This window comes from Paenibacillus sp. VT-400 (assembly GCF_001029205.1).
Classification (GTDB): Bacteria; Bacillota; Bacilli; order Paenibacillales; family Paenibacillaceae; genus Paenibacillus; species Paenibacillus amylolyticus.
The window spans coordinates 48,953-69,113 of sequence record NZ_LELF01000067.1; the positions used below are offsets into that span (position 1 = coordinate 48,953).

At 47.3% G+C, this 20,161-nt stretch carries 16 protein-coding genes and 1 pseudogene; 12 read left to right on the top strand and 5 right to left on the bottom strand.

Annotated elements, in window-relative coordinates:
* Window positions 1-46: 46 nt before the first annotated feature.
* The 3 genes from EL84_RS10930 (at window position 47) to EL84_RS10940 (ending at window position 3,270) form a co-directional block, all read left to right on the top strand.
* Window positions 47-1,618 (top strand): glycoside hydrolase family 30 protein, encoded by a 1,572-nt coding sequence (locus EL84_RS10930; protein ID WP_047841715.1) that lies wholly within the window; start codon window positions 47-49, stop codon window positions 1,616-1,618.
* A 154-nt stretch (window positions 1,619-1,772) separates the two neighbouring features.
* Entirely contained in the window at window positions 1,773-2,237 is a 465-nt protein-coding gene (locus tag EL84_RS10935; RefSeq protein ID WP_047841716.1) for an acetyltransferase, read from the top strand.
* 46 nt (window positions 2,238-2,283) lie between these two features.
* Complete coding sequence (locus EL84_RS10940) at window positions 2,284-3,270, top strand: WXG100 family type VII secretion target (protein ID WP_036606168.1); 987 nt, start codon at window positions 2,284-2,286, stop codon at window positions 3,268-3,270.
* Window positions 3,271-3,533: 263 nt separating this feature from the next.
* Here the strand turns inward: EL84_RS10940 and EL84_RS32520 are convergent.
* Window positions 3,534-3,694, bottom strand: a pseudogene (locus EL84_RS32520) (transporter); the annotation flags it as partial.
* A 583-nt stretch (window positions 3,695-4,277) separates the two neighbouring features.
* On the opposite strand from EL84_RS32520, the gene EL84_RS10950 reads away from it, so the two are divergent.
* Genes EL84_RS10950 through EL84_RS10970 form a run of 5 tightly spaced genes read left to right on the top strand, consistent with a single transcriptional unit; the run spans window position 4,278 to window position 12,301 of the window.
* Window positions 4,278-4,832, top strand: coding sequence for a hypothetical protein (locus EL84_RS10950; protein ID WP_053061450.1), 555 nt, complete (start codon window positions 4,278-4,280; stop codon window positions 4,830-4,832).
* A 30-nt stretch (window positions 4,833-4,862) separates the two neighbouring features.
* Entirely contained in the window at window positions 4,863-5,471 is a 609-nt protein-coding gene (locus tag EL84_RS10955; protein ID WP_047841718.1) for a hypothetical protein, read from the top strand.
* A 3-nt stretch (window positions 5,472-5,474) separates the two neighbouring features.
* Window positions 5,475-7,862 (top strand): discoidin domain-containing protein, encoded by a 2,388-nt coding sequence (locus EL84_RS10960; protein ID WP_047841719.1) that lies wholly within the window; start codon window positions 5,475-5,477, stop codon window positions 7,860-7,862.
* Window positions 7,863-7,879: 17 nt separating this feature from the next.
* The gene (locus EL84_RS10965) at window positions 7,880-10,276 is read left to right on the top strand and encodes a hypothetical protein (protein ID WP_152682995.1); all 2,397 of its coding nucleotides are present in this window, start codon (window positions 7,880-7,882) and stop codon (window positions 10,274-10,276) included.
* Window positions 10,277-10,315: 39 nt separating this feature from the next.
* Window positions 10,316-12,301 (top strand): DNRLRE domain-containing protein, encoded by a 1,986-nt coding sequence (locus EL84_RS10970; protein ID WP_047841721.1) that lies wholly within the window; start codon window positions 10,316-10,318, stop codon window positions 12,299-12,301.
* Between the two features lie 122 nt (window positions 12,302-12,423).
* Here EL84_RS10970 and EL84_RS10975 read toward each other — a convergent pair whose 3' ends face one another.
* From EL84_RS10975 to EL84_RS10990, 3 genes are all read right to left on the bottom strand, one after another.
* Entirely contained in the window at window positions 12,424-13,212 is a 789-nt protein-coding gene (locus EL84_RS10975; protein ID WP_017690511.1) for a formate/nitrite transporter family protein, read from the bottom strand.
* A gap of 332 nt (window positions 13,213-13,544) precedes the next feature.
* On the bottom strand, window positions 13,545-13,763 hold the full coding sequence (locus EL84_RS10980; protein ID WP_152682997.1) for a bacteriocin immunity protein: 219 nt from the start codon (window positions 13,761-13,763) through the stop codon (window positions 13,545-13,547).
* Window positions 13,764-14,156: 393 nt separating this feature from the next.
* Complete coding sequence (locus tag EL84_RS10990; protein ID WP_047841723.1) at window positions 14,157-15,146, bottom strand: quinone oxidoreductase family protein; 990 nt, start codon at window positions 15,144-15,146, stop codon at window positions 14,157-14,159.
* 181 nt (window positions 15,147-15,327) lie between these two features.
* Between EL84_RS10990 and EL84_RS10995 the strand changes: the two genes are divergently transcribed.
* The 4 genes from EL84_RS10995 to EL84_RS11010 all read left to right on the top strand — a co-directional run bounded on the left by EL84_RS10995 (window position 15,328) and on the right by EL84_RS11010 (window position 18,845).
* Complete coding sequence (locus tag EL84_RS10995) at window positions 15,328-16,188, top strand: LysR family transcriptional regulator (protein WP_047841724.1); 861 nt, start codon at window positions 15,328-15,330, stop codon at window positions 16,186-16,188.
* A 53-nt stretch (window positions 16,189-16,241) separates the two neighbouring features.
* On the top strand, window positions 16,242-17,342 hold the full coding sequence (locus tag EL84_RS11000) for a threonine aldolase family protein (protein WP_047841725.1): 1,101 nt from the start codon (window positions 16,242-16,244) through the stop codon (window positions 17,340-17,342).
* 113 nt (window positions 17,343-17,455) lie between these two features.
* Complete coding sequence (locus tag EL84_RS11005) at window positions 17,456-17,926, top strand: SMI1/KNR4 family protein (RefSeq protein ID WP_036672641.1); 471 nt, start codon at window positions 17,456-17,458, stop codon at window positions 17,924-17,926.
* A gap of 31 nt (window positions 17,927-17,957) precedes the next feature.
* On the top strand, window positions 17,958-18,845 hold the full coding sequence (locus EL84_RS11010) for a LysR family transcriptional regulator (protein ID WP_047844100.1): 888 nt from the start codon (window positions 17,958-17,960) through the stop codon (window positions 18,843-18,845).
* Window positions 18,846-19,083: 238 nt separating this feature from the next.
* Here the strand turns inward: EL84_RS11010 and EL84_RS11015 are convergent, their stop codons facing one another.
* The gene (locus EL84_RS11015) at window positions 19,084-20,073 is read right to left on the bottom strand and encodes an aldo/keto reductase family protein (protein WP_047841726.1); all 990 of its coding nucleotides are present in this window, start codon (window positions 20,071-20,073) and stop codon (window positions 19,084-19,086) included.
* Between the last annotated feature and the right edge of the window lie 88 nt (window positions 20,074-20,161).

Consider the following 20,161-nt stretch of genomic DNA (forward strand, 5'->3'; position numbering starts at 1 on the left):
TGGCATAGTGGCCGCGGCTTTTTCCACAATGGAAGGAGAGTGAAGCATGATAAACATAAGTTGGCGAGAATATCTCAAACGATGGATGATCCTGTTGATCGCTGCTGTTTGTTTTGTCGGTATAGGAATCTGGCTTATCTTCAACCGAAGTGAACAACCCGCTCCGCCACCGGTTGTGGACAAACAGAGAACGGCCGAAGTTTGGTTAACCACGGGAGATCAGCAAAATCTGCTTGCACGACAGAAGCCCATTCCAATTACCGATCACCATGATGCAGACACAAGTTCTTCAGTTTCTTCAACGCAGGAGCCAGACATTTCTTCGTCGGCGTTCACCATACAGATTGACCCGGACAAGACGTATCAGACCATGGATGGTTTTGGCGCAGCGATGACGGGTTCATCGGCACATCTGATCAACGAGCTCCCAGAGGAACAACAAGAGCAACTGCTGAAGGAACTGTTTACAACAGAAGGGCTGAACATGGATATGGTGCGTCATACGATTGGTGCCTCCGATTATTCGGTAGATGAAACAGGTGTGGCTTCGAGTTATACCTATGATGATATCGAGTCTGGCAAGGACTATGACATGGAATCCTTTTCGATCGAAAAGGATCAGGAAGTTGTGAACATGCTGGAGCGTGTAGCTGATTTGAAACCGGATCTTAACGTACTGGGCACACCGTGGACGGCCCCGGGCTGGATGAAGTATGGGGAGAAGAGCACTAACGGTTGGTATCTGGATTACAACGATCCTCAGGTGTACGAAGCGTACGCAAGATATTTTGTGAAATATATCAAAGCTTATCAGACAAAGGGCATTCCCATCTACGGGATCACGTTGCAAAATGAACCGGAGTTCACCTCGGACAAATATCCGAGTATGAGTATGGGAGCTGAAGAACAAGCGATGTTCATTCAGGATTATCTCGGCCCGGCTCTACAGGATGCGGGACTGGACACGCGAATCATTGCGTATGATCATAACTGGGATCAGGCGGTTGAATATACCGACAAGGTGCTTGGTGATGAGCAGGCTGCTGCTTATATCGATGGATCTGCTTTCCACTGTTATGCAGGTAATCCATCTGCCATGTCGGAAGTGCATGAGCGCTTCCCGGACAAAAATATCTATTTTACCGAATGTAGTGGTGGGGAGTGGAGTCCTGATTTTGGCGAGAATCTGAGCTGGCAGATGTCCAATCTCATTATTGGTGCACCTCGCAACTGGGCAAAAAATGTGCTGTTCTGGAACATCGTACTCGATCCGCAAGGTGGACCCACGAACGGTGGCTGTGAGAACTGTCGTGGGGTTGTGACGATTGACCCCGACAGTGACGAAATCACCAGAAATGTGGAGTATTATGCGTTAGGCCACATCAGCCGTTATGTACGTCCGGGAGCTGTGAGAGTTGATTCCACGCAAGAACAGGGCAAGATCGAGAACGTAACCTTCCGCAATCCGGATGGAACGATGGTGCTGGTTGCAGCTAACACGGGTGAGGCAGAAGTTTCCTTTGATGTAGTCATGAGCGGAGATTCGTTTCGATATATACTGCCTTCCCAATCGGCAGCAACCTTCCGTTGGAAGCCAAAAACGGAGGTAGAACGTTGACTCAAGCTTGGAAATTATGGGTACAGATTGAATGATGAACATGATAAAATAAACGTAGAGTTATTTCAAATTTGATGTATTAAACAAGTCCGATCCCAGGATCGGGCTTTTACATAACCATTTACTTTTAATAGAGAAGGAGCATACGTTGGACATGTTAGTCGCTGCATATCGGGAACAGGATCATGACAAGTTGGTCGAGATCTGGGAGAGTGCTGTTCGGGCAACCCATACGTTTTTGGAAGAGCATCACATTCAGTTCTACAAAAAAGTGGTGAGTGATGTGTTGCAACAAAGACAAGTCGAGGTTTGGGAAGTGCTCAATACGAAGCAACAACCCGTGGGTTTTATTGGTGTGGATGATAACTTTATCGAGATGCTGTTTGTAGATCCGAGCCAACACGGACAGGGTCTGGGACGTCTGCTAATAGACCATGCCTTCAAAATCAAAGGCCGTCACCTCAAGGTAGATGTTAATGAGCAGAATACTGGAGCAGCCCGATTCTATGAAAAGATGGGATTTGTACAGACAGGTCGTTCCGAATTGGATAGTTCCGGTAATCCGTTTCCGCTGTTGCATCTGGAGATCAGACAGGAAGAGGCCGAGAGATTGTCGTAAGGGATAGACCATGAGTTATAAATGACCAGGATGAGGAGTGTGCAGGATGACACAGATCAAGGTGACACCGGAACAACTGGAGACGGTCAGTGGGCAGTTCGCTCAGGCACATCAGCAATTATCGGGATTCATGTCCACATTGGACGGCAAGATGAGTGTCATGCGCAGCAACTGGGATGGCATGGAGCGTGAGCGTTTTTATAACGATTATTCAACGGCTCAAGGCACGATGAAATCTGTTCTGGAACTGGTTCTGTCCATTCAGTCGGAGCTTAAGAAGATTGCCGAGCGTTTCCGCACGACAGATGAAGAGGCGGTGAGCCAGGCAATCATGACGGCGCTGACCGCAGCGCGGGCGCTATCAACCATGGGCAAAAATAAAGGCGATGATCTGGACAAAACGCCAGGTCCACCAAAGAACATGGATGAATGGGATGAGAAGGATGCCGAGAAATACCAGAACTATGAGGAAATGCTGAAGAAAGCCAAAGAGATGGGTGACGAAGAACTGGCGCAGCAGATTCAGGCCAGCATGAACATCATTCGGCTTCAGTATGAAGATGTAATCTATCAGACTGACCCCAATACTGGCAAGACGGTAAAAATTACCGAGGATTCCATCGTAGGTACGTATCAGGTGAAAAGCGACAAGGGCGAAACGACCACCATCAGTCTGGATAAACAGGGCAATGTGGTGGACTATAGCAAGGATACGGAAAAGTATAGGTATTCGGAGCAAACGCACACGACCAGTCAAGGCGAGCATCTCTTTGGCAAAGCAGCACAAACGGCTACAGCCTACGGGATTGGTCTGCTGCTCACAAGCAAGACGGGCTCTGCCTTTACAGAACATGCCACTGGACTTGGTTCTTCGTTCGTTGCGGACAAGTTCCTGTTCTCTGTGCCGGAAGAAGGCGAGACACGTACGATGATCTACCGTACCAATAAGGACACGGGTAAAATTGAGAATATGATCGTGGTCACGCGCGGCGACAACGATATTGAATATACTCCGTGGCGGGAGTACTTCTAAGCCACGGTTGGGGTTGGCAAGCGGGCAACACAGGGCTACCTGATTGCGGCCTGCTTGCCGACCCACCGCATGGAGCCATGTGGTTGTGTATCACATGGCTATGCGTGTGGAGGGCAGGCGGCTTATCCATGAGCCTGCCCATAGAGAAACACCCCGGCAACCTTCTCCCTGAGATGGGAAGGTTGCCGGGGTGTTTTGTGTTTTCCTTACCGATTCGCCACGGTCGAAGGACCGGGCCGGAAGGAGGTTTTTTTTGCCAGAGATTAATGTGTCTCTTCATCCAGAAACGGTTTGTTCACCGCATAATACATAAAGCCCATCAGCAGCACACCACCTACCAGATTACCGAGCGTCACAGGAACCAGGTTATGGATCCCCCCCCTTCAAACGAGATGGTTCCCAAGTGGTTCAGTACACTGGACAAGTCTATGTATCAAGTAGCTGAGGACTTGCAGCAGACAAAGATTATTCTTGCTGAGGGCATGTTCTACAGCGGTGATATGATGCGGACAGGTCAGCGACAGACTTGATGAACTGAACAACGTGGATCAGCTTAATAAGGTAGGACTGCCTGGCGGGGATAGAGCGGTCTGATCCGGACAATAACGCGTTCATCGTATTCTATACGGATGGTTGATGCAGTTTACAAGAGTATAGTAGACACTTGCCTTACAACTGCGGCGACTGGATTCATTTACGCGACGGAGGACAGATCTACATTCCTGAAAATGCGAGAAATACCAGAGTTAAGTTCGCCCGAAAGCAGGTACGACAAATTATTTTCCGTTGCTGTCCTCTGCTAGTGTTAAAAACACTCCGTAACTCCTTATATTGAGAGGTAGTTTAGTAGGTGTTTCTATGTTCAGAAAGGTGATCACGTTGAGAAGGACATCCATAGCACCTGTGATCATTGTGACTACTTCCGAGTGAATGTTATCTCAATTGGATTTGAGGTGGACTGGTGGACAGTCCAAGTGGTCATCAAACAAATATAAGGAGTGATTGTAATGGCTGACGTTAAAGTGCCAGTGCCATTGGCATCGTGGTACAAGCCGACCAACGGTGATGAAGATCAGCTTACCCGTTGGGATATTGGCGTTGTAGATGCTTCCCAAGCATCTGAGATTGACACTTTCTTGATCTTTAACAACCGTAAGGGTCTCGAAGATGTACCGGACATGCAGAATGCGGCAATCATGACGAAAGACTCGAATGGCGGAAATACCGGAGAATTGGTAGAAGGTCAGTGGATCGAAGTCAGAGTTGACGAGATAGATACTGGATTCAACAAAATTGGGTGGGACTCCATCGAAAACGTTGCAGTTTCTCGGCCAATTAAGACCACCGGTAGCACGACAAATGTAGACGGTACGTTTACACCTAATGTCGGTTCACACACAACAACGAGCGGTGAAGTCAGCTTGCTCGGAGTCAAGAATGACGGAGATCTAATCAACGCCAAAGGTAACTACGTCAAAGTGCAACTCCTCTGCCGAATTCCAGGTAATGCTTCGGCTGGTCTAATTAATTTTCGTACTCGGATAACTTACCAGTACGTGTAAGAAAACATCCAATGCAATGGAGGTTACCCTATGCTGACAAAAATTAATCCATACTCTTTTGTGGATCAAGACTATATTTGGATGGGTGAGTATTCCGATGGTACTCACCTTTCTGAGTACCACTATCAAACGAAAAAACGAGGAGATTTCAACACGATTAGAAAGGAGTCGCTCATTCGCTTCGGTCTTATCGGAAACGGCATGAGACTTTATCACGAAGTGCTTGGCGGTTTCTTCCATCTAAGAGGTCAGATTTACGAGATTGTCTACAAGGTAGGCGATAAAGAATACTACCTGACAGGTCAAAGCCAGCTTTATAACGATATCATTACGTACAAGGATGCGGAAGCGTGGGCGAATTTTAATCAGCGAGATAATACGAATTTCCCAAGCAGGGTTACTGCTTTCAACACTGGATACAAAAAGAGCCTTAAAATTGATGGGATCAACTTCAACTTTAAGGCCATTATTAGTGTCCCGTGCAACAACGTACCAATTAATTTGACGGTAAGGATTGTAGCCGACACGGATCTTGACGGTAGGTTGGTGATTAAGCGTAACGGAACGCAGGTCGCTGAGTTCGATGCTCCCCTGAGAAAGGGTATGGGAGGGCAAGTCATGTGGTATGTGAGGTGGTAACGAATGGCTATTTACTCAGGTAAGTCTACACTCCACGACTACTTGGTGGGGGAAGACATCCCAAATGGTACTCATGTACTTGAAGTCAATGGCGTGAATATAGACATTGAGATGTGCAACTACTTGGATGACTTTGAAGTAGATACTCAGGCGGTGGAAAACATCGTACCCGTGCTAACCAGCAACACTGCCAACGTAAACTTCAAGGCATCTGCAAGTTCAGAATATACCGTATCCCCTGGCTACCTAGCATGGAGAGCATTCGTTAACGGTGTTAATGGGACACTCTGTTGGGCTACCGCGCAGTTCAATACTACGGGCTGGCTTCAAATGACCATGGTTACAGCTAGACGTGTGTCTCTCTACTATCTGTGTGGGCAGACAGGTAGACCCCTGGGTAGTCCTAAAAACTGGACATTTGAAGCATCTGACGATGGGGAGAAATGGACTGTGATAGACACCCGTGAACATGTTACAGGTTGGGTGGACAATACTTGGAAGGGTTTCGCTGTACCTGTTCAAAATATCGGGCTGTATAAAATGTATAGGCTCAATGTGACAGCCAACAACGGGGATACCAATTTCCTGACCATTGGTGCTATGCAACTGATTGACTCATTTGGAGATGAGACCCTTGACTCTAAAATGCTCGTGCTTAAGTTCCATAAAAACCTAACGGTCAATACTGGCGCTACCCTCATACCGAGGGTTAGAAAGAAGGGCATGACCGTTTACGTAGGAGGCAAGCTAACCAACAAAGGGACGATAAGTATGACGGCCAAGGGAGCTATAGCAACCGGACAGAACGTCTACCTTTATCAGAACAATGACGGGTCATTTGAGTACGTTCCAGCTATGGGGGCTGTCGGCGGTACGAGCGTTACAGGTGGAGCACAATCGGTTACTAACGCTGGCCGGACAGGTGTAGCGGGCACGGCAAGAAGAACCGGCGGTGGGGGATCTGGTGGTGGAGGAATGTCAAACCCACATACAGGTACTTTCATTACAGGCAGGGGCGGTACTGGAACATCCTATTCCGGTGGAGCAGGTGGCGGTGGAGCATGGTGTTACAGTGGCAACGCTTGGGCAGGAGCGGGTTCAGACATAGGCGGTGCTGGCGGTAACGCTGCATCAACCTACGGAACTTCTCGTCCTGTTGGTGGCGGAGCAGGTAACGGAGGAGGCGCAGCTCTCGGCGGTTTAGTAGGTGGAGCAGGGACGGGAGGTCTCCTAATCATCTACGCAACTATTTTTGATAATACAGGCACCGTTTCTTCTATAGGATCGGTCGGAGGGGCTGGCGGTAACGGGGGCGGTGGTTCGTCAGGAGGTGGCTCGATCAACGTCTTCTACACAACCCTGGTTAACAGGGGAACCACGAATGCTAACGGGGGAGCAGCGGCTACTGCTGGTAGTACAGGTGGAGCAGGGACGATTACCTTCTCTCTCATGGAGAATACAACAAGATTTGATGGCGGTCTGGACGTGACATCTACACACACTAATGACGTACTTCTTTCAGGCATCATTAATGACACCATTGGGCTAGATGTACAGTACCGAATCACCGTAAACGATGACCAAGTATTTCCTCAAAGTGGATTTACGGACTTAGCCCCAAGAGATCTGCATGTTAGGTATGACATAGCGAATAGCTTACTCCGTTATGGGATGAATACGGTCAGATTGTTCGTAAGAAACAGCAACGGCAGAGAGTTAGTTTACTTGTATACTGTCGCTCTAGAAAGCGTAGAGCCAAGTATTACGGCTTCAATGATAGGGATGCGACTGGATGTTGTTGTGGAAGATCCTGAGACGGACAGAGTTAGAATTCAAGTAATTCTAAATGGGGTTATTATCTACCCTGAGCAGGGCGGGTACTCCGAACTTACTGAATCCCCGCTAGTGTACGGCAGAACGCTGTACAGTAACGAAGTTGTAGTTGATGCGGATAATACGATTGAGGTCGTTGCTATGGATTCGTATGGGGCACAGACAAGTACTTCTCTGACATTTACAGGCTCCTACTCAGGAGTCATGTTTTCGGATGAAAACGGAGTCTTTTATTCGGATGACCTGGGCAATGTACTTAACTACCTTAACATCGGATGGCTGGCTTTCGGAGAGACGTCGGCAGTACATGCAATAAATGTCATTAACCGGACAGGAACCGTGCTAGGGGGATTCGCTCTCTCGTCGAATATGGACGAACTACCCGCTGGCGCAGCAATTGAGTTCTCACTAAGCAATGAACCATTTACACCTTCCGGATATATCTCTTACTCAGAAGCTTTGTCTCACGAAGACGTTGCAACGTTCTACGTCAGGATGGCCGCAGGGACAGGAGGAGATACGGGCGTTGGGGAATTTGAAATAGCAGTTGACTATTAATGGAAGGTGGCAGCGTAATGGACATCTCAGGAAATTTTGTGTACGACGATAACTACTGGAAGCGGTGGGTATCGGCTATTGAGGGGAATACAATTACTCTCGTTGCTGCGACAGGTGAAGTAGCTATCCAGCCAAACACTTGGGCATTAGTACATGTCCGCTATGGAGCAGCTACGGAAGCAGGCCTTTACGATTTCGTGTACATCACAGCCGTAGAGGATGACGCGAAGTTGACATTGCTTCGTCCTCCAGTCTCTGTGCAGAATGGACACATTTTGAATGCCACCTCCGTATCCATTCATGCATGTATTAGCGACAAGCAGGTTAATATCACCCAGGGTAGTATTGTAACAAGTAATAATCTTGTCGGCGGGTCTGCCGGAGGAATTATCCCCATTATTTGCGAAGAACTCAACCTTGACGGCGTTATCAACGTAACAGGAAAAGGTTATCGGGGGGGAGCGGCAGCTACTGCTTTATCTCAGGTCGGTATGCGTGGCGAGTATTACGCAGGAGGATGGAACTCCCGAAGCACAGCACAGCAAGGTAATGGTGGCGGTGGAGGTAGGAACAACTACAATGACGGATACATCGTAGGTACACCTGGAGGTGGTGGCGCGAATGCTGCCGCTGGTGGTTCTGGAACCACTGGTGGTGCAGGTGGTACAGCTTACCCAAGCCTGAGCGCTTACCGTGCTCCTTTTGGTGGAGGGGGCGGTGCAGGTGGATCTGACAATGGTCGTACCAGTTCTGGTAAAGGGGGGAACGGTGGTGGTGTCATTGTTATCCTTACTAAGCAACTGAATGTGGGAGCCGATGGTAAACTCGTCGCCAACGGAGAGAACGGTATCACAGCATTGAGTGAATCGGGGGCCGGTGCTGGAGGTGCCGGCGGGACTATAGTTGTTATCAAGGAGAGCGGAGACACCCCGTCAATGGAAGTCACTGGTGGAGTCAGAGCGTCGAACATTGGATACCCAGGGAAAAATTATTACTCTGGTGCAGGTGGATCTGGTAAGAGTTATGTTGTTCGGCTACGTGACGTTGCAGGAATCACAGGGAGCAGTCTTTACATTGACGGCTTGACCATCTCTCCTACGACTATTAGCGGGGAGGACATCACGATCACCGGAGATATCCCAGATAACTCCCCGATTCGGTACAAGGTCCTTCTTAACAGCGTCGATGTAGACTGGTCGGCATACCGTAATCCTTCCACTTTAAATGAGACAATCTTCTACGATGCTGAGAAGTACCAGCTTGGCAATGGAAACATCGTAGAGGTATTCGCAGAGTCGGCGGATGGGCGATCAGGTTACTTGTTCTCCCCGATCAATGTAATCAACGATCTTCCTGCTATTGAGATCCATGAACAAGGTCTCAATGTAAGAGTCGTCATCAATGACCGTGATAAGGTAAAGTACCGGGTGTTAGTGAATGGAGTGCAGGAGTACCCGTATATGGGGGCTGTTCCGCAGGACATTATCATAGATAACGATAGTGCAGAAGGTTTTTCTTTAGTAAATTCTTGGACTAAAACCTCAGAGGGGGCGGTGGGTCAATCACCTTTCAGTGGCGCATCCTTCCATTACGCTGCCAAAGACACCGGAGCTAGTGCGACATATGTTCCTGGGATTCCAGTGTTCGGCCAGTACAAAGTGTACATGATGTGGCCGAGTCACTATAACCGTGCTACGAATACTCCTATTGACATTAGTTTTGTGGGCGGTAAGGAGACATTGGTCGTCAACCAGCAGGTAAACGGGGGGCTGTGGAACCTAATAGGCACTTACACATTTGACGTAGGAACTGTGGGAAGCGTAAAGATTCGTTCAGATGGCGCTAATGGCTACGTTATCGCTGATGCGATCAGGTTCGAGTATGTCCCTCTGTTTGCAGACATGGGGGAGACTCCAATCGTATGGGAGAAGCAGTACCTGAGCACTCAGGTAAACATTGACGCGGATAATGTAGTAGAGGTAACAGCCATCGACTCCTACGGTGATCAAAGTGTCAAATCTTTTACATTTGTGGGCAAGTATGCGGGACTCATATTTTCGGATGTCAATGGAGAGTACTACTCCGATGACTTTGGTAATGTGCTTAGGTACTTGGAGGTAGGTGTCCTCATTGTTGGTCAGGTTTCGCAGACCTACCCTATACTGCTTACTAACAAGACATCTAATGCACTAACGAATGTACTTCTGACACCGAACAATAAAACTCTGCCAGAGGGGGTGAATCTGGAGATAAGCAAGATAGAAGATCCCTTCACTCCACAGGATTCACTCTTCTACACTGAGATGCTGAACTACGATGAAGCTGTTCCGTTTTTTGCTCGAATCGTAACGGCTCATACAGCACGAACTGGATACGGGGAGTTCGACATCTTAGTTAAGGGTGATCCAGCATGATAATCTTGATTCCAATACAATGGAATGGTCGTGGTATCTATGGCAAGGAATAGAATGAAGGGTAAGGTCATCCTCAATGTACTTAAAAATGATGATCTTGCGTCAAGTGTATCCCCGCGAATCCACAATGAGTTGCTCTCCAGCGTCTTAGTCAGAACTCATAATAAAATGACTGGACAGGTACTCGTTATCGGGAACACAGATAACGACATGCCTTCAATAGTACAACCTCGACTCTACAATGACTTGTTATCCTCTGTGAAGGTTAGACCACACAGCAAGATGTCAGGTCTCGTGGAAATTATGGAACCTCCTGCAATTACGGTAAGGTTGTCACCGATTGAGGACACATACGCAAGGCAGGACATGCCAAAGCTGAACTATGGATACGATCACGATACGTTTGTGGGCGCGAAATCTAATGGCCAGCTATATCGCACGTTCATGAGGTACGACATAAGTTCGATTCCGAAGGATAAGAAGATCAAGAGCGTGAAGTTGAAGTTGCACCTTCTCAACTCGCTACCTGCCATTCCGATAGCCATGTATGACGTGGCTAAGGGGGAAAAGTGGAACGAGTACGGACTGACATGGGATAACCAACCAGCAGTAAGGGACCTCATTAAGACTTATGACGGAGGAACGTATGCAGGTGAGACGGATGTTGATCTCTTGACCTATGTGACCGAATGGTATGAAGGCAAGCGTCAGCATAATGGCTTCTCTTTACGAGCACTCAGCGAAGCAATGCCTGGACGTTTCAAGCAGTATGGAACCCGCGAGAGCGACCTAACACCAGTGCTGGAGATTACATACTTCGATCCAACTGTGTACAGTTACAACCGGAGTGAACTGCGAAGCAGTGTATACGTTGTTGGATTGAAAGACTACGACCTCGTGTCTTCCATAGTCGTTGCAGGGTATGCAGGGGAGTATTATCTTAACGGCAGCGTAACTGTCAGAGATCCGAAGACTCCAGTTAGGCATGAGATACCTTCATCGGTGGCTGTCAATAGAAACTACCTTCCGTCGTCAGTATTCGTCATGGGCACAGGGGAGAAGGAGATCAACGCTTCCGTATCTGTTCGTGTAGGAGACGGAGATGGTCTCGTTTCATCCGTCATTGTAAATAGACGTTATATTGATGGTGAAGTATACGTTAAGCCTCATGAGGATATGGACTCTACTGTAGTCGTCAAAGGGAAGATGGAGGATGACTCATACGGGTCAGTCATCGTCAATGCCCCTAATCGAGAAGGTAGTGTTTACGTAAGGCCATACAGCGACCTGAGTACCACTTTAACGATCCGTTCGGAAGATTACGATGAATTGTATGGCTCAGTCATTGTAAGCGTCCCTGAGCGTGAAGGATCGGTCTACGTAAGGTCGTACACTGACTTGGATGGTTTTGTTAATCCACGGATTATGGGCGATGACTGGTTGTCTTCAAGCGTCTTCGTAATTTCAGAGATCATTAACTCGTTAGTCATTGTTAGGCAGTCCGATGTGTCAGACATGCTTTCATTCGTTTTCCCTCGTGTACCAGACAAAACGGATTTGGATGGTAGTGTTATCTCAAAGGTTCCGAAAGACAGTGACCTTCCCTCATCCGTGGCAATCCGAAATGACCAATTCTATGACTTAGATGGGTCGGTAATTCCATGTATTTTGACTGCATCGGATATCCCATCCAACGTAGAAGTTGAAATCGCGTCTAACTTGTCATCCAGCGTAACCGTTCGTGCATGGCTGGATTCGGATATCCCTTCTTCCGTTGGGGTCAGGTACGGCGGAGAACACGAGATCAAAAGTTCCGTCACCGTTAGGGCATTAGGCTACCGTGACATAGACTGCTCAGTGACTGTTAGAGTTCAGACAGACACAGACATCCGCGGGTCAGTACAGGTACGTGGAGAACAACTAAACGACCTGCTTTCCATCGTCAAACCAAGGGTTGCAGGAGCCGAAGATCTCCCTTGTACTGTAGATGTGTCAGGTGATGTAGGGTATGCCTTTATTATGTAAAACAAAGAGCCTATCTTTTATCGGATAGGCTCTTTGTATCTATTTATAGAAGTGAGATATGATATTAGTTAATGTAAAATTGACGGGGGACAGGCCGGAAGGGAGTCTTTTTTTGCCAGAGATTAATGCGTCTCTTCATCCAGAAACGGTTTGTTCACCGCATAATACATGAAGCCCATCAGCAGCACACCACCCACCAGATTACCCAAGGTCACGGGAACCAGGTTGTGAAGCACACCTTCAAATGAGATCGTCCCCGGGTGATTCAGCACAAGTGCAATCGCGAACGTACACATATTGGCGATGCTGTGCTCGTATCCCGAGATGAAGAAGCAGAACACAAAGAGCATCATGGCAAACATTTTGGCTCCATTCTCCTTCATGAACATCGGAACAAAGAACGCCATACACACAAGCCAGTTACACAGAATTCCGCGGAAAAAGAGCTGCATGGTTGGAACTTCCATCTTGTGTTCTACCACGCTTAACAGAAAACCATTCACCTGAGACGAATCGAACAATCCGGTCAGGTAGATTAACAAGGCAAACACGGCTGCACCCATCAGGTTACCGCTATAACTCGCAATCCACAGTTTGATCACTTCGAACCAGCGCAGTTTCTTGCGCAGCGCCGCATACGTGTAATAAAACGTATTGCCCGTGAACAGGTCACCCCCGCCATAGGCGATCAGAATGATGGCCGCGCCAAACGTAATTGCCGCCATCGGATAGGTAAACGGGGACTGCTCCATATAAAAGAAGTTACCTGTCTTAAACGCCACGATGACGCCGAATCCGATAAACATACTGGCCAGCATGGAGCGTGCAAGGTACCTGATTAAACTTTGTTTGTAAATCTTGTGTTTCTTCAGAGCTAGTTGTTCCACGTTGCGTAAAGCTTCCGTTTCCATAATTCTCCTCCAATAGCATGGTGTCTTGCTTACCATTATAACGAAATTATGGAAATTGGGGAGGGCAAACTTGGTTTATTGATTATTACTTCCTTGTTTCAATTGCAGTACCCGGATTGCAGAAGAGCCAAAATCAGGACCGGATTGAAGCGCTTCTAACGCAGATGCTGCACCACTAACTTGTTGATGTGCAACAAGAATAGCAAAGGCCGCTCCTCTGACTAATATGTTTCTTCTCCGCTGATTTCGTTAAAATCAGGGTGTCCATTGTTGTTATTATGATTTAAATCAGACATGTCAGACATATCCTATCGTTCATCTCCTGAAGAATATTAAGATTGGGGTGGAAGAATGATTGGACGGGAAGCCAAGGCTTCTTCCACAATCTGTTCAGGCGTCAGGTCTCGATCATCCCAGAAAATCAGATTACTGATCTCCGCATGTGGAACCTGCTGCTGTAGCTCCGTTAACATGTCATCCAACTCGGCTTCCGATCCTTCAGAGTCCATCAGTTTGCGAACCAATTCTACCAAATGTAATCTATTGTCCATATCGATACCTCCTGAATGATTCATAGTGTGAACAAACTAGTCATTTCATGGGTTGATTCAATGGATCATACGTAATGAGCGCCGGAAAAAAATTGGGCTCAAGCATCAGACTAATGCGTTGTTCGTCTTGATCAGTATAAGAAATGATATAGTTTCCGAAATGAGACTCGTAGATGAAGTCTTGGAATTGAAAGGAATGTTCGGGATACTTTATCTTCACATATAACGTAGTAACTCCTCGGGCTAAGGTTTCTTTTAACATAGGAATTTGGGCCACAATGATAATAGCAATAAGGACAATTAGTATACGTTTAGCGAGACGGGTCAGATGGATTCACCCCATTATCTAAATCAATTTTCAACAATTCATGAAGGCCCATCTCAAAATAGATATCACTCCATAAGGATAGCCAGATTACCAAATTGCTCGCCTTTTTCCATACGTTCGAACGCTTTCGCTGCGTCCTGTAACGGATATACGCCATCAATTACAGGATGTATGTCATGTTGCTCCACGAATTGCAGCATCTGGATAAACTCCTCACGGCTGCCCATAGAGGTGCCGATCAGACTGATCTGCGGGAAGAAGATAGAACGAATGGGTACAGTCAGATCATCCCCCGAGCTTGCACCATACATCACGATACGTCCACCTGGTCTGATTATATCAAAATATTTTGGGAACATGGCTTGTCCGATGCTATCCAAGATGATGTCCACAGGTTCCAGATCGTTCTGCGTACTCCAATCGGCATGACTATCCAATGCATGGGTAGCACCCAAGCGCAGTGCCTCATTTCTTTTGGCTTCACTTCTGGAGGTGACGGTCACCGTGGCACCAGCCGCTACTGCCATGAGCAGGGCATAGGTTGCAACACCACCGCCAATACCGGGAATGAGCACATGTTCACCTTTCTTCAATATACCGCGAGTGAATAAGGCGCGATAGGCCGTCAGCGCTGAAAGGGGTAATACGCCTGCTTCCTCCCAGGATAGGTGGGCTGGCTTAGGCAGGGCATTTTCAGCAGGCAACGTTATATATTGAGCCAGTGTTCCATCCGTAGGGCCACCAACAATATCGGGTACGGTCGGCACTTCAAATGCATGTTCCCAACCGAGTGTAGGATGGATAATGACTTCATCTCCTATCGCGAACCCTCTTACGCTTTCGCCAATCGCTACGATAATACCTGCTCCATCGGAACCGGGAACGAGTGGGATGTCCTGAGGGCCGCGTCCTGCCATGATGAATAGATCCCGATGATTGATACCAGCGGATTTTAATTGAATCTGCACTTCCCCGGCTTCTGGTGCCCGAGAGATTGACTCTGTATATTGAAGACCTGAAAGGCCGCTCTGGGCCGAATGGACAATAGCTTTCATGTTCGATATTCCTCCTGTCTGTGTAGCCAGATTTCACTACTGAGCCTCATTGTACAGACGGAGCAGATTCACGTAAAATGAACAAAAATGATTGTCAGTATCATTGAAAATAATAGATAAGTACTTTGCATGAATCGGATGATGCAGAATGCCGATATAACGACGAGCAGGTGATCAGGATATGGATGCAGGTGATTTAAAAATATTTCAGGCGGTTGCCCGCGAAGGTAGTATCAGTAAAGCTGCACTCGCACTCAATTATGTGCAGTCCAATGTAACCACAAGAATTAAACAGTTGGAGACTCAACTGCAAGTACCGCTATTTCATCGTTCTAATCGGGGGATGTCGCTTACACCAGCAGGCGAGAACTTGCTTGGGTATGCGGATAGGATATTGGAATTATTATATGAAGCAGAGCAGGCCACGCAAGTGGGTAACCCACCAGCTGGCATGCTTCGTCTGGGTGCCATAGAGACAGCAGCTTCTACTTTTCTGACGCCGCTCTTGGCTGAATATACTTCATGCTACCCGGAAGTACAGCATTCGCTTGTCACGGGTGGGACCCATGAACTGAACCAGAAGGTTATCCAACATGAATTGCATGGAGCCTTAATATATGGGCCGATTGATCATCCTGAGCTGAATTATATGAAGATGTATGACGAGGAATTGGTGTTGATCGCTGAACCTGGAGTACATGAGATGTACACGTTATTGTCCAGGCCGATGTTGTTTTTTGAGATCGGATGCACTCATCGCACTCAGGCGGAATCCTTTTTGAACGATCAGGGTGTCCACACGCTTAACATCATGGAATATGGAACACTGGACACCATTCTGAATGGTGTATCTGCCGGGCTTGGTGTATCATTGCTGCCACGTTCCTCGGTTACCAAAGCAGAATCAAGAGGTGAGATTACAGTGTTATCTTTGCCCGATCCTTATTGCCGGTTGGAAGTAGGATTTGTGTATCCCCGTGGTGAACATATATCTAGTGCGCTCAGCGCTTTGGTTGAGATTATTACAGAACCAGACCTATAAGAGGTTGTTCAAAAGTCCGTTTATGAACATGCACTATAAAGGAGTGAGTGATCTTGAAAGAAACTGCGTTAACGTTGGGTGATGCATTTAATCAGGCAGACTTTATTGTAGGTGGTCATGGCAGTCGCCAAGTGAAGGTACTTCAGAACGTACTGGACCAGATCGATGGGGAGTTGTTCAGTGACCACTACGGGAACGGCCCACTCATTGAAGAATTTCAGCAACAGATGGCTGACGTTCTTGGCAAGGAATCGGCGGTATTTTTTCCAAGTGGAACGATGGCGCAGCAGATAGCATTACGAATCTGGTGTGACCGCAAAGGTGTAAAACGAGTAGCTTACCACCCTCTGTGTCATCTTGAAATCCATGAGGAAGACGGACTGAAAGAGTTGCATCAGATTGAAACAATTTTACTTGCGGACAAGGATCGTTTGATTTGTTTGGAAGATGTACAAGCGCTTGATCAGGACATTGCCTGTCTGCTGTTGGAACTTCCGCAACGTGAGATTGGTGGGCAATTACCGGCGTATGAAGAACTGGAAGCGATCTCGGCCTATTGCCGTGAACGCGGGATTAAGCTACATCTGGACGGGGCACGCCTGTTTGAGATCACTCCCTATTATCAGAAAACACCTGCGGAGATTTGCAGTTTGTTTGATACGGTGTATGTTTCCTTTTATAAAGGCATTGGAGGTATTGCGGGGGCTATATTGGCGGGTGATCCGGATGTGATGCAAGAATCGAAAGTATGGAAACGTCGGCACGGCGGAGATCTGATCGGTCTGTATCCGTATATTCTGAGTTCTCAATATTATTTCAATGAACGGATTGGCAAAATGGAGTTGTATTACGAGCAGGGTCAAGAACTCGCTTCCCTACTGAATGCGTGTCACGGGATACATACCTTACCCGAGGTACCGGTATCAAATATGTTCCATGTGCACTTTGCGCTCGCTGCGGCCGAAGTTGAACCAATTCTTGTGCAAATGGCTCAGCAGTATGGCATAGGAATGACTTCATATCTGAACAAAACAAGTGGAAACAGCTGTGCCTTTGAACTGTCTACGGGTGATCGTTATGAGAAAGTTCCTCAGGACAAGCTGCGTGCAGCACTGGAATGGCTGGATCAAGAGTTGCGTAAACAGGTGAGATAAGAAGTTGATTTTAATGCTCGACTCTTGTTTGGGTAAGGTGTTGCGCTTCAAGGAGAACTATTGAATTCACAACGGCTGATCAGTGGGGAAAGGTATCTTAAGGGGGAGTTCAAGTGAAGTCGATAGAATTGGAACCGATTCGTGATCTTTTGGTAAAAGCCTACGATACAACAATGGGAGAAGGGTGTACTCCTGAAACGCAACAGAGCATTGAGGATTTTGAACAAAAGCATAATGTAAAACTGCCCGCAGCATATCGCGCACTTTTGCTTGAATTCGGTGCATGTAATTTCGGCGACCCTGCCTTGTATTCGGTGAAAGAACTGAGCTGGGCTTATCCGGATTTTTTGGAAGTATACCGTGAATATGAGAAAGAATACGAGCTGCCAGCTGACCTCCAGCCTTTCCCGATTGGTGGATTTGGTGAAGGAAGTATGGCTATACTGGATCAAAATTCAGGCAAGGTGCTGATGTTGATCCACGATGCAGGGGAAACTCCTCTGCGGGAAATTGCTGTGGACTTTAATGAATTGATGACGATGCTGGCTGAGTCGGCAATCTGGGTTCAGGAACAGATGAATTAACAAGGTAGACGGAAGGATGCGCAATTGGCTTATGGATATTCGGAAGTTAAGATACTTTATCACCGTGGCAGAAGAACTTCATTTTCACCGTGCAGCGGAAAAATTAAATATGACGCAACCACCGCTGAGCCAGCAGATTCAGAATTTAGAGGATGAGCTTGGCGTGAAGTTGTTGGAGCGCACCAGAAAAATGGTTCGTCTCACCCCGGCAGGTGCGGTATTTCTGGAACAGGCCAGGCTAATCATGGCCCAGCTCGAACGATCCATTCAGCTTACGCAAAAAGCAGATCAGGGCATCATCGGGCATATAACCATAGCCTTTGTGGATTCGGCTTCGGGGAGCATTATGGTGGATGTTCTTAGGAAATTTCGCGCTGCGTATCCTCAGATTGAATTGACGCTGCGTGAGATGACTTCATCCCAACAATTGCAGGCACTGGAAGACGGACAGATCCATATTGGATTTTTGCGATATCAGGAAGATACTCGTCATGTCTCGTTCCGCCCCTGCCAGATGGAAACGTTGATTGCTGTATTGCCAGATCATCACCCGAAGGCTTCTCAGACTCAAGTTTCAATTCGAGAACTGGCGGATGAAGATTTTATTTTATTCCCAAGGCATCTGGGTTCCCCGTTCCATCGTCTCGTTTTGGATTATTGCAGGGAGCATGGCGTAGATCCTCGAATTACGCAGGAAGCGATCCAGATGTATACGATTGTGAATCTCGTTGCGGCGGGCATGGGCATTTCCATTGTTCCGTCATCGGTGGATGTGTTCCAGCGTAAGGGTGTAGTCTTTCTTCCATTAGAAGAAAATCCGCCCTCCGTACCGTTGTACACGGCATGGCGGACGGATATGAATCAGGAAGTGGTATCCCGTTTTATGAACTTTGTTGATGGGGAATATGAGTTGCGCTAAAGGTTATTTACACTTACACTGCGATGACAGAACAACCTTCCAATCGCTGTTATCCCCAGATTTTTTTCGATCCCTTTTCTCAAGGGGAAAATCTGGTGATAAAGGCGAAGTGTATGCTTCCGAAGTAGCTTTCTTGCAGAAAGCTTTTAGCTCCGCTTTTTCAGGTTTTTTCTGTCCTCTCCGTTATCGTGTAAATGATTAGTACAACTTAGTATGTTGTGAGTAGTAAAAAAAGAAACTATCCCGTCTTGGCTGGATCACGCTCAATCCATGGATTCAATATTTCATCAATACGAGTCATGATCGCAGGGTCCAGTTTCACACTAGAAGCTTTTACATTTTCAAGTACCTGCTCTGGCCGGGATGCACCGATAATGACGGAACTGACATACGTATGCTGAAGAACCCACGCCACAGCGAGTTGGGGGAGAGTTAGACCAATCTCTTTAGCGAGTGGAACAAGTTGTTGCACAGCGGTAAGAACATCTTCACGTAACCACTGACCAGCCAGTTTATTGAAAAAGGGTGCTCCTGCCTCAGCAGCTGCACGTGATCCGGTGGGCAATGCTGCGTTAGGCGCATATTTGCCTGATAGTATACCCTGAGCAAGAGGAGACCATGTAATCTGTCCAAGTCCTGCTTGGTCGCTTGCAGGCACCACTTCTTGCTCAATCACACGCCACAACATCGAATATTGCGGCTGACTTGCAATGAAGGGGACATGAAGTTCCCGCGCCAAAGCGGCTCCTCTTGCAATCTGATCTGCGTTCCATTCACTTACGCCAATGTAATGGACTTTGCCCTGACGCACCAAATCGGAGAATGCCAGAAACGTCTCTTCCAGCGGAGTGTTGTAATCATAACGGTGAGCGTAATAGACATCGATATAATCCGTCTGTAGCCGCCGTAATGAACCATTGCAGGCTTCCATGATGTGTTTACGTGAAAGTCCGCGGTCATTATGACCTGTGCCGGTTGGGTGACAGACTTTGGTGCATAGTTCAATACTTTCTCTTCGTACATCCTTAAGAGCCTGTCCTAACACGGATTCTGCCTTGGTATTGGAGTACACATCTGCGGTATCAAATGTGGTAATACCTGCATCCAATGCGGTTCGCACACAAGCTTCTGCTATTCCATCCTCGACTTGCGCTCCATGCGTAATCCAGTTGCCGAGTGAAATCTCACTGACGGTTAATCCACTGTTTCCTAATTTGCGATATTCCATTCATGTCGCCTCCCTAAGTCATCTGGACTCCATTGTAACAATGGCAGATTAATAGGTGAAATATCTTTTAACCTTATCTTTGATACGA